At 63.2% G+C, this 13,424-nt stretch carries 9 protein-coding genes; 6 read left to right on the forward strand and 3 right to left on the reverse strand.

Annotated elements, in window-relative coordinates:
- Positions 1–16 precede the first annotated feature (16 nt).
- Positions 17–1,294, forward strand: a complete 1,278-nt coding sequence (locus SALB1_RS04860; RefSeq protein ID WP_109992833.1) for a HAMP domain-containing sensor histidine kinase — start codon at positions 17–19, stop codon at positions 1,292–1,294.
- 338 nt (positions 1,295–1,632) lie between these two features.
- On the forward strand, positions 1,633–2,745 hold the full coding sequence (locus SALB1_RS04865; protein WP_109992834.1) for a glycosyltransferase family 9 protein: 1,113 nt from the start codon (positions 1,633–1,635) through the stop codon (positions 2,743–2,745).
- Here SALB1_RS04865 and SALB1_RS04870 read toward each other — a convergent pair.
- Positions 2,732–3,253, reverse strand: coding sequence for a gamma-glutamylcyclotransferase family protein (locus SALB1_RS04870; RefSeq protein ID WP_109992835.1), 522 nt, complete (start codon positions 3,251–3,253; stop codon positions 2,732–2,734). The genes SALB1_RS04865 and SALB1_RS04870 overlap by 14 nt on opposite strands.
- A 98-nt stretch (positions 3,254–3,351) precedes the next feature.
- Here SALB1_RS04870 and SALB1_RS04875 point away from each other — a divergent pair, with 98 nt between their 5' ends.
- From SALB1_RS04875 to SALB1_RS04885, 3 genes are all read left to right on the forward strand, one after another.
- On the forward strand, positions 3,352–4,482 hold the full coding sequence (locus SALB1_RS04875; RefSeq protein ID WP_158590630.1) for a glycerate kinase: 1,131 nt from the start codon (positions 3,352–3,354) through the stop codon (positions 4,480–4,482).
- Between the two features lie 92 nt (positions 4,483–4,574).
- Positions 4,575–5,528: a magnesium/cobalt transporter CorA gene (corA, locus tag SALB1_RS04880; RefSeq protein ID WP_109992837.1), complete on the forward strand. Its 954-nt coding sequence runs from the start codon at positions 4,575–4,577 to the stop codon at positions 5,526–5,528.
- 573 nt (positions 5,529–6,101) lie between these two features.
- Entirely contained in the window at positions 6,102–9,911 is a 3,810-nt protein-coding gene (locus tag SALB1_RS04885; RefSeq protein ID WP_109992838.1) for an SIR2 family protein, read from the forward strand.
- Positions 9,912–10,145: 234 nt separating this feature from the next.
- Here the strand turns inward: SALB1_RS04885 and SALB1_RS04890 are convergent, their stop codons facing one another.
- Together SALB1_RS04890 and SALB1_RS04895 are read right to left on the reverse strand one after the other, a co-directional pair.
- A complete protein-coding gene (locus SALB1_RS04890) occupies positions 10,146–10,910 on the reverse strand; it encodes a VacJ family lipoprotein (protein WP_109992839.1) in 765 nt (254 codons plus the stop codon).
- Positions 10,907–12,238 carry an alpha/beta hydrolase gene (locus SALB1_RS04895; protein WP_109992840.1) on the reverse strand — a complete coding sequence of 444 codons (1,332 nt, stop codon included), beginning with the start codon at positions 12,236–12,238 and terminating at the stop codon, positions 10,907–10,909. The genes SALB1_RS04890 and SALB1_RS04895 overlap by 4 nt, the downstream gene beginning before the upstream one ends.
- Positions 12,239–12,348: 110 nt before the next feature.
- On the opposite strand from SALB1_RS04895, the gene SALB1_RS04900 reads away from it, so the two are divergent.
- On the forward strand, positions 12,349–13,416 hold the full coding sequence (locus SALB1_RS04900) for an NAD(P)/FAD-dependent oxidoreductase (protein WP_158590631.1): 1,068 nt from the start codon (positions 12,349–12,351) through the stop codon (positions 13,414–13,416).
- Positions 13,417–13,424: the final 8 nt, after the last annotated feature.

Raw genomic sequence — 13,424 nt, forward strand, 5'->3', positions numbered from 1 at the left:
GCCGGGACCAGGGCCGATGAAGACAGCGATTGGCCGGCTGCTGCGCAATCCCTGGGACAGCCTTCAGTTTCGTGTCGCGTTTGCGCTGGCTCTGTTCGTGGCCGTGGTGGTCAGCACCGTCCTGCTGGCCTTATTCACCATCAATGGCCGGCTCAAGGACGATCTGCTCAACGTTCTCGTCGCCCACGAAATGAAGGAACTGGTCGCCGATTATCCCACCGAGGGCGCGGCCGCGATCCCGCATTCGGCCAACCTGACCGGCTATGTCGTGGGCCCGAACCAGCGCGATGAGCTGCCCGACGCGCTGCGTGGTCTCGGGCCCGACGTCAAGGGCGTGACGCTGACCTTCGACCATCACACCTATCGGGTACGCACCCAGGCCATTGGCAACAAGCAGGCGTACCTGGCTTACGACATCACCGCGATCGAAAATCGAGAATCGCTGTTCAAGCTCATCGCCATTATCGCCGCGCTGCTGGTGCTGGCATTGGCGGTGCCGCTCGGCGCCTGGATCGCCCGCATCAGCCTCAAGCCGATCAACGCCCTGGCCGAACACGTGGCCAATCTGCAGCCGGGCGCCGGCTCAACCCGACTGGCAGCGCAATTCGAACACTATGAAGTCGGCGTGATCGCCCATGCCTTTGATCGCTTCATGAGCCGGCTGGAGGAATTCGTCGAGCGCGAGCGCAACTTCACCGCCGATGCCAGTCATGAACTGCGTACCCCGCTGGCGGTGATCCAGGGGGCGGTGGAAGTGCTGCAACAGGACCCCCAACTCGCCGACAGCGGCCCGCTGACCCGTATTGATCGCGCTTCGCACCAGATGGCCGAGCTCATCGAGTCGCTGTTGTTTCTCGCCCGCGACGAGCAGGCCGATGGAGCCACGCCGTATTGCCGGGCGGATCAGGTGATCACCGAAGTGGTGGATGCCTACCGTCCGCTGATGGGCCGCAAGACGATCGAAATCAGCACACTCGATCATTGCGAGATCGGGGCGCCCCGCATCGCTGTCGTTATCGCCTTCGGCAACCTGCTGCGCAACGCCCTGCGCCACGGGGGCGACGAGATCCGCATTACCCTGGCCGACCACCGTCTGACCGTCGCCGACAATGGCGATGGCATGACCACCGAAGCACTACAGCATGCCTTCGAGCGCGGTTATCGTTCCGGCCCCGGTGCCGGACTGGGGCTCGGGCTTTATCTGGTCAAGCGCGTGGCCGATCGGTACCACTGGCGCATACGACTGGCCAGCCGGCCCGAGGAAGGCACACGAATCGAACTGCAATGGGTCTGAGCGCTGGCGCCGGATCGGGGTTTATCGTGATCGACGCCGGGGCCGGGCCGGTTTAATCTTCGCTTGATATATCGCTGACAGCGTTGGCAGACAACGCTGGCCATCCTGGGGCCCGTTGATGTTTCGTATGAGTCCGCGCCGGGCGCGGCCTGAAAATTGACCATGGACGGCAAGACGAGGCGTAGCGCCCGCCGCGCGGTCCTGCGGCCCGGGCATGTCCGACCCGGGTGCCGTCGCGCGCCACGACCGGGCCGTTCGCCCTGGCGGCGACTTGCGCCCTGGGCGGCGCCCCGACGCAACATCCACAGCCTTGATACTTCTACCCGCCGAACCGAACCGTGAGCAACAAGCGCACCGTACCATTCGAAAGCATACGCGCGGCCGGCAAGCGTTGGCAGCGCAACAACCGGCGCCGTTTTCATAGCCTGCTGGCCCGCCTGCTGGGCACACCCGAGGCCCGGCGCCGCCCGCTGGCGCCCGACACCCGGCGCATACTCGTGGTGCGCCTGAACAAGCGCCTCGGCAATATCCTTTTCCTCACCCCGATGCTGCGCAGCCTGGCCGCAACCCTGCCCGAAGCCCGGATCGATGTGCTCATCCAGACCCCGGCTCAGGCGAAGCTGTTGCAGAGTCTGCCCGGCATCGGCCGCATCTGGATTCAGGAAAACCGCCTGCTGCCGATGGTGCGCACGCTGCGCGCCATCCGCGCACAGCGCTACGACCTGACGATCGACCCGACCGGCAACTCCGCCAGCAACCGCTTCGGCATGGTGCTCATTCCCGCACGCCAGCGCATGGGCTTCGCCCGGAGCGACCAGTGGCTGCCGCTGACCCACGCCGCGAGCAAAAGCGAGAGTCGCCACCAGGCATTGCAGGCCGTCGAACTGCTCACGAATGCCATTTCGCAACCGCCGGTCACAACCTTCGACACGCTGGCCGTCTTTCCGGATGCGGCCGACCAGAAGGCCGCTGACGACCGTTGGCAGGCCGCCCTCGGCGAGCGCCCTCCCGGCGCGCCGGTGATCGGCTTCTTCAGTCGGGCGACCGGGCGCAAGATGCTGCCGCGTCACTGGTGGCAGGCGTGGATTCTGGAGGTTCGCCGCGCCGTCCCGGAAGCCATACTGCTGGAGATACTGCCCGGCGCAGACGCCGAGCCGGTGATCCCCGAGATCGCTCATGTCGCGATCAAACCGCTGACAGAGCTGGCCGCACTGATGTCGCGCCTGGATCAGTTCGTCGCCGCCGACAGCGGGCCGATGCACCTGGCGGCAGCCTCGGGCACGCCGGTCATCGGGCTGTTCCGGGCCACCCTGCCCAGCGACTATGCCCCGCTCGGCCAGGATTGCGAAACCGTCGCCGGCGACGAACTGACGCCGGCGCACGTAGCGCAACGGCTGGCCGAGCGGATCGCCCGCCGCCGGCAGGCGAAACCGCGGGTCAGCGGGCTGTAGTCACCACGTTGTCGGGCGTTTCCTCAAGAATCGCCCGGTTCTCGCGCGCGCGCTCGACATCCGGGTCGGGGCGCGTCGGCACGCGGCCCAGGCTGGCGATCCAGTCGACCGGCAGACCATGTTCGGCCGCGCCGGCGACCACGAAATCGCGATACCAGGCAAACGGGGTGAGCGTATCGTCCAGCCACTTCGCGCGCCCGCGATAGATCGCCGCCGTGATCTCGCCCCCCGCATGGCCGGTGGCCAGCTCCAGAAAATCATAGGCCGGGCCCTCGGCCGCATGCAGCGCATCCAGGCGCGTCGCGTCCAGCTCAAACAGCACCCCATGCACCCGATCGGCCGGGTCACCCGTCTCCACCACGTTGCACTTGCCCGATCCGTCATGGCCGACGAGATGCCAGCACAATCGGTGCCGGTCGAGCCAGGCCGGCCCGACCGGTCGAACGCTGGGTACGCGCCGGGCCAGGCGCGCGGTACACATGTTGGAGCCGTAAGCGAAGTAATACATAGGAATCGAGATGGAACCGGCCAATCGGCCGATATCGTACTATGGCAGACCCGACACCCAACCGGCCGGCGGCCCACGGCCGGCAAAAGAGACGAGGTATGGCCGACAAAACCGTCGTGATCGCTCCGGACAGTTTCAAGGGCAGCCTCGCGGCGATCGACGTCGCCCGGGCGATTGCCGAGGGCCTGACCGCCCACGACAATCCACCGCGCACGCTGATTGCGCCCATGGCCGACGGCGGCGAAGGCCTGCTCGATGCCGTGGCCGCGACCTGCGACGGTCATTGGCAGACGACAACGCTGGTCGGCATTCATGGCCGGTCGCTGGATGCGCCGTGGTACGCCATGACCGACGGCCCGGTGGTGCTGGAATCGGCCACCGTGCTGGGCCTGCCGTTGATCGAGGCCATGGACGATGCCCCGCCACTGGCCGAGCGCAGCAGTTACGCGCTCGGCATGCTGATCGCGGATGCGCTGGATTCCGGCGCCACGGATCTCGCCATCGGGCTGGGCGGCAGTGCCTGCAACGACGCCGGGCTCGGCATGCTGGCCGCGCTCGGGGCCACCCCTTACAACGCCGCGGGCGAGGTCATTGCGCCGAGCATGCACGGCCTGCTGGCGCTCGCGCGGCTGGATCTGTCCGGGCTGGACGCTCGCCTGGCCGATGTCCGTATCCGCGTGCTCTGCGATGTCGACAACCCGCTGCTGGGCGAAAACGGCGCCAGCCGCGTCTACGGCCCGCAAAAAGGATTAACCGACGACGACATCGTCGAGGTCGAGGCCGCCTTCGAACACCTGGCCGAGACCACCGGCGCACGCGACCGGACGACATGGCCCGGCAGCGGCGCCGCCGGCGGCCTCGGCTTCGCGCTCGCAAGGATCGGCGGCCGACTCGAATCCGGCGCCGAAGCCGTGCTGAAGATGACCGGGCTGGCCGGCCACATGCGCCAGGCCCGCTGCGTGATCACCGGCGAGGGCCGTTCCGACCGCCAGACCCTGTCCGGCAAATTGCCGCTGGCCGTGGCCCGCGCCGCCCGGCCCACGCCGACGCTATTGGTCTGCGGCGACATCGCCGACGATGCACGCCGCGAACTGGAAACCCATTTTACCGGCACCTACACACTGGTCGAACGCGCCGGCAGCATAGAGGCCGCCATGGCCACACCCGCGCGCTGGCTGTTCGAGATCGGCGCGGACCTGGCCGACGTGATCGCCGAACTCCCGGCATGATCCCTCGATAGTGCGTGGGGCCGGGGCGACATCCGCCGGATGCTGCCCTATCATTGGCCGCGCTCGCTCGCCCCACAGACCGGAGACTGGCCATGCTGCGCAGCTTTGCCATCGACCACGGCCGTATCGTCGAGGACCGTTCGCAGGACACCCCGGTCGCCGAACGGCTCGCCCATGCCCACTGGATTGATGCGCTGGAGGCCGACGAGGCCGAACGCGCCGAACTGACTCGATTTCTCACCGATGAGTTGCCCGAGGACGAGGACGTCGAGGAAATCGAGGCCTCGGCACGTTACTTCGTCGACCCCGACGGCATCCACGTACATTCGCTGTTTCTCGCGCAGAGCGAGGGCCGGCACGACACCGAAACCGTGGCGTTCATTCTGCAGCCCGAGCGCCTGATCACCCTGCGTGATGACGACCTGGCCGATTTTCGGCTACTGCGCCTGCGCGCCCGCGCCGGCCAGCTCGAGGTCGATTCGCCCGAATCACTGCTGGTCACCATCTTCGATCAAAAGGTGGAGAACCTCGCCGACACCGTCGAGGACATCCACCTCGATCTGGAAAAAGTCAGCCATACCGTGCTCGAGGACGAAGACGCCGACTACGAGGCCGCCATCGATGCCCTGGCCAAGCTGGAGGACTCGTCCGGCAAGATCCGGCTGTGTCTGATGGACACCCAGCGCTCCATCTCGTTCATACTTCGCCATCTGCCGGCCCGTGCGCCCGAACGCGAAATCGCGCGGGAAATCCTGTCGGACGTGGACACACTGATGAGCCACATCGCGTTCCTGTTCGACAAGATCAACTTCCTGATGGACTCCACCGTGAGCTTCATCAACATCGAGCAGAACCAGATCATCAAGATCTTTTCGATCGCCGCGGTGGTGTTCCTGCCGCCCACGCTGGTAGCCAGCATCTACGGCATGAACTTCCAGCACATGCCCGAGCTGTCCTGGCATTACGGCTATCCGATGGCGCTCGGGCTCATGGTCGCCGCCGGCATCGCGCCGTATCTGTACTTCAAGCACAAGAACTGGCTCTGACGGAACCGAACAGACGGGCGCCGGCGCCTGCCGGCATGCGGTCGACTTCGAGCGGCCCGTCTGATGGGGAACCTTCACAACGGCTACGGTCTCGACGCTGTTTGCATCGGGCCACGGAAGACAGCGAGGTTCGGTTTCGCACCGTAGCGCGAGTCGCTTGCGTTGGCTTGTCCGAACGAAAGCCGGTGTATGCGGGCCGTCTTCCGCATACAGGCTTTAAAACAATGCCTTGCCGGCAGATCGCATCAGCACGCCGCACCTGATCCGACGTTCAATCCGAAGATGCCGGGGCCCGGCTGTCGGATTACGGTGCGAGCACCTAATCCGGCCTACGTAGCTTGGATATCTTCCGCCTGATTTGAAATCCCCCAGCCGCGTAGATCGGATTAGCGAAGCGAAATCCGACGGGCCGAACTCCACACGGGCCGGCGCGCTTGGCCGTGTCGGTTTACGGCCAAAACCTGCCGTCCGCTCCAAGCAACGACGCCACCCAGAAACCCGTAGAAGCGCACATTGGATTACACCCACAAGTTCTAAAGTAGAATCCACGAGCATCCCCGAGAGGTTCGGACTATGAGGTTTTACGCCGATGGCCCTTCCATCCCAGATGTCCTCCTCGCCCGCTGCGATGCTGGGCGAGTTGTATTCCTGTGTGGCGCAGGTGTTTCCCAACCATCGGGAATGCCGAGCTTTGTAGGACTCACTCAGCACGTCATCGAGTTTTTCGACCCCCCGGAGGATTCACGGATCATGACGGCCTTCCAGCCTTGGCTGGACGACCCTTCCGGACCAAACGTCCCGCTCGATCAAATCTTTAACCTGCTGCACCAAGAGTACGGTAGAGACGAGGTTAATGCGCTGGTCACCGAAAGACTGCGTGTCCCGCCATCGGGGGGAGAGGTTGGGCGTGAACACGCTCTGATCAAACGGATTTCGACAAATCCAAGCGGCGTTCCACAGATCGTGACCACGAACTTCGACCTGATGTTCGAGACCGGAGCGGTTGGCGACAAGCTAGCAAGGCATGTGCCTCCAGTCTTCCCCGATCTGGCGATCGGAGCGACGATCGAGGGAATCACCTATCTTCATGGACGCTTGGCCGACCCTGGCTCGGATCATCATCGCTACGTGCTGAGTAGCGCAGACTTCGGGCGCGCCTATCTGTCGGAAGGATGGGCGACAAACTTCATCCGAAGCCTATTGGGCCGATACACGGTGGTGCTCGTCGGCTACCAAGCCGAAGACCCTCCGATCAAATACCTCCTCCAGGGCCTGAACCATGATGGCCAGTTTGATCGATCTCGGCTCTATGCGTTCGACCGGGGCCTGCCGGAAGAGATTGAAGCCAAATGGAGTGATCGAGGCGTGACTGCTATAGCCTACGCCGACCACGCTGATCTGTGGAAGACAATGGAGGCCTGGGCGGATCGCGCCGACGATCCTCGGCAATGGCGGTCTTCGGTGATTACGCGCAGCCGAGCGGACCCCAAAGTAATGTCGGCCCATGAGCGTGGGCAAGTCGCCCACGTTCTCCGGACCGTGCAAGGTGCCAAGTTGTTTTCTTTGGCCCATCCGACGCCCGATCCAGAATGGGTGTGTGTGATCGATGACAATGTGCGATCAGCCAAACCGAGCAAGGACTACGGTCAAGAAGCCGAAACATTTGATCCAAGGGCAGCCTACGGGCTCGACGACGATCTCGAACACATCTCGGAAGATGAGCAGCGGCAGGGTGTCAGCAACGACAATCTTCTCGTCTGGCGAGACGGGGACGACAACCCGCATGACGGTCATCGCCTCGCTGGGCGGCAAGCCGAAGGGTATGAAGCAACTCCAATTCGGCTTGGGCACCTCATCACGTGGATTAGCAAGGCGATCGATAGCCCCGTTCTGGCCTGGTGGGCAATTCGGCAAAGCGGCCTGCACCCTCGCCTGCTGGAACAGATCCAATGGCAGATGAAGCACTGGGAAGGCCTTCACGAGCGGGCGCGCCACATTTGGAACATGGTCCTTGAGCACCACCGGGACCCCCGGGGCCGCCAATGGGACGGCAGTTGGTTTCACCTGAAGAATAGGGTAGCCAAAGAAGGATGGACGGCCAGCGTTCTTCGCGACTTCCGACGGGTGGCAACTCCGAGGGTTGATATCCGACCACTCGTCGGCTTGGGGCAGTCGAAGCCGCCGTCCGTGTCGTGGGATGACATTCGCCTCCGCGATCTTGGTCAGTTCGAGGTCAAATTCCTTGAACGACACAACGACGATCTTGCAGTACCCGACGAGGTCTTGCCGCAGGTATTCGCGATTCTGGAAGCGCAGCTAACCAACGCGTCGGGTCTGCTGGCAGACATCGGGACAGTCTACTTCAAGCCCCCGACATACTATCCGGATCGCGTAGTCGATGGCCGACAGCATGTCACTAAAGCCGCCAAGATCATGAAATGGTTCGTCGAGCTCCTCGATCGCCTGTCTCAAACACGGCCCGACCTGGTACGAGCCCATGCCACGATCTGGCCGGAGTCGGATCAGTTCTTCTTTCGGAAACTCAAGCTGTATGCCTACAGTAAGAAGAGTGTCTTCGAAGCTGACCAAGTTGCCAAAACCATTCTGTCCTTCGACCAGACGGCTTTCTGGGATATCAACGTAGCTCGAGAGCTTCTTTTCCTGCTGGTGGACCGCTGGCCGGAGTTTTCACAAGACAGCCAGAACAGGCTGATTGATCGAATACTGGAAGGGCCGGAACAACTTCCCCATTGGTCAGACGAGAAGTTCCCCGAGCTTCGGGACGAGTTCGCGGCGCGATATGCCCGCCACCTCCAGCTAGAGGGCTGTGCCCTTGCCGCTGATCGCAACGAGCGCCTCGACGCGATGATCCGGGGCATTCCTCGGTGGAGCGATGGCTGGGCGACTTCAACGGTCACCGAGCGCGGTTCCCACGTCGGCTTTGTAGGAACTGACGAGAACCCCGAAGCCGTTTGGGACCTTCCTGTGAATGAGATCGTGGCGCAGGCCAAGGATGATCTGAAGCGGGACTTCGGCAGCTTCACCGAAAAACGCCCATTCACCGGGCTAGTGAAAGCCAACCCCCGCAAGGCGCTGTCTGCCCTTACCGTTGCAGGCAAGAGCGGTGACTACCCGCAGGCCTTCTGGTCATCCATGATCAACGAACTGCCTGAGGACATTTCTCCGCGGCTACGACGAGTCTTCTTGCACAGGCTGACCCGACTTCCGGGCGCAGTAGTCGCAGAGCTGCGGCACACACTGGGGCGATGGCTCGAAAACAACCTGGTCGCAATCCTAGAGTTCGATGACAAGCTCGGGTGGGCAATCTTCGATCACGTTGTTGACGGCATCCTGAGCGGCGGTGCGGATGCAGCCGAGAGTGGTCTCGGCGAGATGAGCGTCAGGCGCGAAGTGGTGGAGCGGTCCAGGAGGACATACGGACATGCGATCAATGGTCCGCTCGGCATGTGCGCCGAGGCTCTTTACCGCGCCGTTCCGGGCGAGAAGCAGGAAGCTGGTTCGCTTGTCCCGGAACATATCAAGGGCCGGGTGGAACGCCTCTTCGCTGCACCGGGGGAAGGTTCGGATCACGCTGTTTCGGTCACGATGAGCAAGCTCAACTGGCTCATGTTCGTCGATCCTGAATGGACTGGGCATCGCCTTGTTCCGATGCTTGCGTTCGATCATCCAGCCTCGGAACCAGCATGGAATGGCTTCCTGCATAGTGGCCAAATTCCGCGGCCACCGCTGGTCGAAGTCATAAAGCCGCTCCTGCTTGAACTGTTCCCGTGGGTTGAGGGCTTTTCTTGGGATCGCGAACTTTCGGAGATCGCCGCCCAATGGCTAGGCTTCATGCGGGTGTTCCACCCTGGCGAGCCCGCTGGCCTATCAAAAAAGGAAATGCGTTCGGCCCTTCGGGCGATGTCTGACGAGACGCGGAACCAGTTCGTCTTCTGGTTGGGCATGGTGGGTCAGGAGAACGAGGGTGGCTGGGCCAAACTCGTCATCCCGTTCATTAACGAGGTCTGGCCCAGGGAACGCAAGTATCGAACATCGGCTTCGGTACGGGCATGGGTCGGCCTCCTAGACGATACCGGCGACAGCTTTCCGGCGGTCTACGAAGCCGTGAAGAAGTTTCTGGTTCCAGTCGAGACGAACGACCATCCCTTCTACAGGTTCACCCGAGAGATCAATGACGAAGAACCCATTACGGTGCGCTACCCTGAAGCTACATTGGATTTAATGAACAGGGTCACACCACAGGCTCTAGCTCGGCCACCGTATGAGTTACCGAAAGTTCTGGCCTTGATCGCCGAAACTGAACCCAAGCTGACATCAGATGGTCGGTATTTGCGCCTGATTGATCTGGTTGAGCGAAGCTAATTCCCAGGCAAGTTGAACGGCAGGCCTCTGTTTCTAGCCAGACATTGCACCGTTGCTGCAAAGAAAGCTTTGAAATGTTGAGACTGAAAGTTCTTCTTGCGTCCGCATCGACGGCTGGTTCCCGCCCTTCATGTCGGATTAGCGCATCATGCTGCACTTGGCACGAAGGACCGCTTCGGGTCGTAGTCGGCCCAAAGCCAACTGTTCCCATTCCGGTGACCACTTCCCACGGATCTAGTGCGCGACCTGCAACGCCCGATAGTTCATGTAAACCAGCCGCACCAGCGTGTACTCGAACGGCGAGCCGGTCTGGTAATAGCGGAAGTTGGTCTGGTCACGCTTGTTGATCACGTACATCAGGTTGTAGGCCACACTGGCCGGCACGTTGCCATTGGTCTGCGTCGGATCGAGCACGTACAACAAGCCCTGATCGGCCGCCAGCCCGGTTGCGTCGCGCACATCGGAGGGGCCGAAGAACGGCAGCACGAGATAGGGCCCGGTACCCACGCCGTAATGGCCGAGCGTCTGGCCGAAATCCTCGTCGCGCTGTTTCAGCCCGATATGCGTGGCCGGATCGAACAGCCCGCCGATACCGACCGTGGAATTGATCACGAAACGCGATGCGGTCACCGCCGAACTCTTCGGCTTGAGCTGCAGCACGCTGTTGGTGAGGGTCGTGATCTCGCCGATATTGGAAAAGAAATTGGCCACGCCGGTGCGCATGAAGCCGGGGGTGTAGCGATCATAGACGTGCACCACCGGCAGAAGCACGTACTCGTCGGTCAGCGCGTTGAAGCGGTAGACACGACGATTGAATCCTTCCGCCGGGTCCGAGATCGCCAGCGGGTTGGCCGTGGTCTGGCTCACCGGCGTGCTGGCGGGCGTCGAGTTGTCGATGGTTTTGGGCGGCGGTGTCGAGGCACAGGCCCCCAGAAACAGGCACAGGGCCATTACCAGGGGCAACGGCCGGCGGGATCGAGCGTGTTGCAAGGCATTCATTGGGTAAAGTAATCCTGCAGCGCGTGAATCGTTTTCTTGTAACTCAGGTTACCGAGGTGGCCGCCATGTGGCCGGATCCGCGCGCGGCCCTTGAAGGTATGGCGCAGGAACTGGACCTCGTCGGCATTCAGGATCGGATCGTCCGCGTTCGTGAACACTGCGATGTGGTCATCGCTGGCCAGAAACGGCGCGATGCGGTGCATATCGCCCTCGGATATCAACTGCGCCTTGCTCACATGCCGGCCGTCGCGATTCCAGTACGGCACCAACAGCTGGTTGATGTAATTGGAAAACGACATCCGGAAGGAACGACGGAAATAGACCCCGAGCGAAGCATAGGGCCCGAGGTTGACGTTCTTCGGCACGATCACGTCGGAATGCGTCAGCACATCGGCGGCGAATGCCATGTTGGCCAGCGACAGCCGGAACGCCAGGCCCACGATGGCGCCGATATCCTTCTTGTCGAAGGCGCCTTTCTCGTAGGCCTGATACAGCGCATCTTCATTGAAGCGCAAGGGCTTACCATGGCCTTCACTCTGCTGGATGTTGCCCAGGACCTGCGCCAGGAACCGGGGCAGCGCAGCGAAGCCGCCGGGCAGATTCCGTTGCAACAGGTTGTCCATCCGACCGACCGAGGCCCATAGGCTGACCGCGGGGTTGAGCAGTAATACGTGCTGGAAGTGAAACACCTGGCGCTTCTGATCCAGATGGGCGACGAACGCTGCTTCGGTCGCACCCAGACTCCAGCCTGTCAACGAATAGCCGGTAATATCGATATCCCCGGACACATCGTCGCGCACGGCCTGCATCATCCGATACAGATCGGCCACGTCGGTCTTCATGCGCCCCGGCACGGGGTGTCTGGCGGCGCCCAGCATGAATGTCACACTGGTGGGCGACGGCAGGCAGGCCACGCTGTAACCCACCTGATAGAGCGCACGCGAGAGCAGCAGACATTTGCTCGACAGTGCCGAGTCGCCGGTTCCGGCAATCACGAACGCCAGCGGCGCCGGATGATTCTGGGCGGCCAGCATATACTTTAGAGGGCGGGCATAGCGCAGCGTGGGCGGCGTTTTACGATCGACCAGCGGCTTGAGCGTCCGAATCGAGAGATTCGCTTTCTTCGGCAGCTCGGCTTTCATCCGGTCCGGCGTACCGAGCACCGTGGCCGTCAGTGGGTTCTTGAACGGATAGGGTTTGACATGGGAACCCTGGGCGGCGGCATGATGCGTGGTCGATGATGTCCCTGCTTTAGTCGCCGTCGCGGGCGGCGGGCCGCCCTGTGTGGCGCACCCGGCCAGGGCGGACAAAAGCAGTAGACCGGCCATGAATCGCCGGCATGAGACTGAAAACACGGGCCTACCTGAACGACCTCAAAATTTGCTTCATCATACCGACAACCGGTTCGCCGGGGGGATGTTATTTCCGAGTATTGCCCATGACCCAGATTCTGATCGTTGGCGCCGGCGTAGCCGGCATGGCCGCCGCCGAGCACCTGACCGCTGCCGGCTATGCGCCGAAGCTGGTCGACAAGGCGGCACGGCCGGGCGGCCGCTGCGCCACACGGCGGATTGCCGCGGAGCTGGACGCCGACTGGTTCGACTACGGCGCGCAGTATTTCACCGTTCGCGATGAGGGATTTCGCGCGCTGGTCGATGCCGACCTCCAGGCCGGGCGTCTCGCGCACTGGTCGCCGGCCATCGCCAGCGCCGAACGGGTGGCCGGCACCTGGCTGCTGACGCCCTCGCCCGATGATCGCGAACGCCTGATCGGACCACGCGGACTCAATGCCTGGGTTCGCCAGCGACTGCAGGCCGCCCGCCTCGAGGTCGCAACCGAGCGCCAGGTTCAGCGAATTGTCGCCGAGGGCGGGCGCTGGCGCATCGACTACGCCGACGGCAGCGCCGAGTGGGCCGACGTCGTCGTCTGTACCCCGCCGGCGGTACAAACCGCGGCGCTGCTCGGGCCGCGCGCCGTGGGTATCGACGCGCTGGCGCACCCGGAGGCCGCCCTCGCGGCCTGTCATTCAGTGGTGGTTCGTGGGCCCGCCCTGCCCGAACGCCAGGCGATCTTCTTCAAATCGGGGCGGCTGTCCTGGGTGGCCGACAATACGCACAAGGCCGGGCGCAGCGGCGACCGCCATCTCTGGACACTGCACGCGGATGCACAATTCAGCGAATCCCACATCGAAACACCCACTGCCGAACTGGCAGACGCGCTGATCTCGGAATTCGCGACCGCGACCGCGCAGCGCGCCAGCGACATGGAAATCGTGCGCACCCATCGCTGGCGTTACGCCCGGCCGGGCCCGGGCGCCCCGGATGCCGACGAGCTGTGCTGGGCCGATACCGATTCCGGGCTGGCGATCGCCGGCGACTGGCTTGCCGGCGGCCGCATCGAAGGTGCCTGGCTGTCGGGCCGCGAAGCCGCCCGGCGCTTGATCGCAGCCTACGCACTCGGTCACTCGCCGGGCCGCGATAAGCCGGGCTCAAGTCGGCCCGGATAAACCCACCC

The organism is Salinisphaera sp. LB1 (genome assembly GCF_003177035.1).
GTDB lineage: Bacteria > Pseudomonadota > Gammaproteobacteria > Nevskiales > Salinisphaeraceae > Salinisphaera.

Coding starts and splice junctions, on each gene's coding strand:
- corA (WP_109992837.1), top strand. CDS start 4,575: ATGCTGCGCAGCTTTGCCATCGACCACGGCCGTATCGTCGAGGACCGT.
- SALB1_RS04875 (WP_158590630.1), top strand. CDS start 3,352: ATGGCCGACAAAACCGTCGTGATCGCTCCGGACAGTTTCAAGGGCAGC.
- SALB1_RS04870 (WP_109992835.1), bottom strand. CDS start 3,253: ATGTATTACTTCGCTTACGGCTCCAACATGTGTACCGCGCGCCTGGCC.
- SALB1_RS04895 (WP_109992840.1), bottom strand. CDS start 12,238: ATGGCCGGTCTACTGCTTTTGTCCGCCCTGGCCGGGTGCGCCACACAG.
- SALB1_RS04900 (WP_158590631.1), top strand. CDS start 12,349: ATGACCCAGATTCTGATCGTTGGCGCCGGCGTAGCCGGCATGGCCGCC.
- SALB1_RS04860 (WP_109992833.1), top strand. CDS start 17: ATGAAGACAGCGATTGGCCGGCTGCTGCGCAATCCCTGGGACAGCCTT.
- SALB1_RS04890 (WP_109992839.1), bottom strand. CDS start 10,910: ATGAATGCCTTGCAACACGCTCGATCCCGCCGGCCGTTGCCCCTGGTA.
- SALB1_RS04885 (WP_109992838.1), top strand. CDS start 6,102: ATGAGGTTTTACGCCGATGGCCCTTCCATCCCAGATGTCCTCCTCGCC.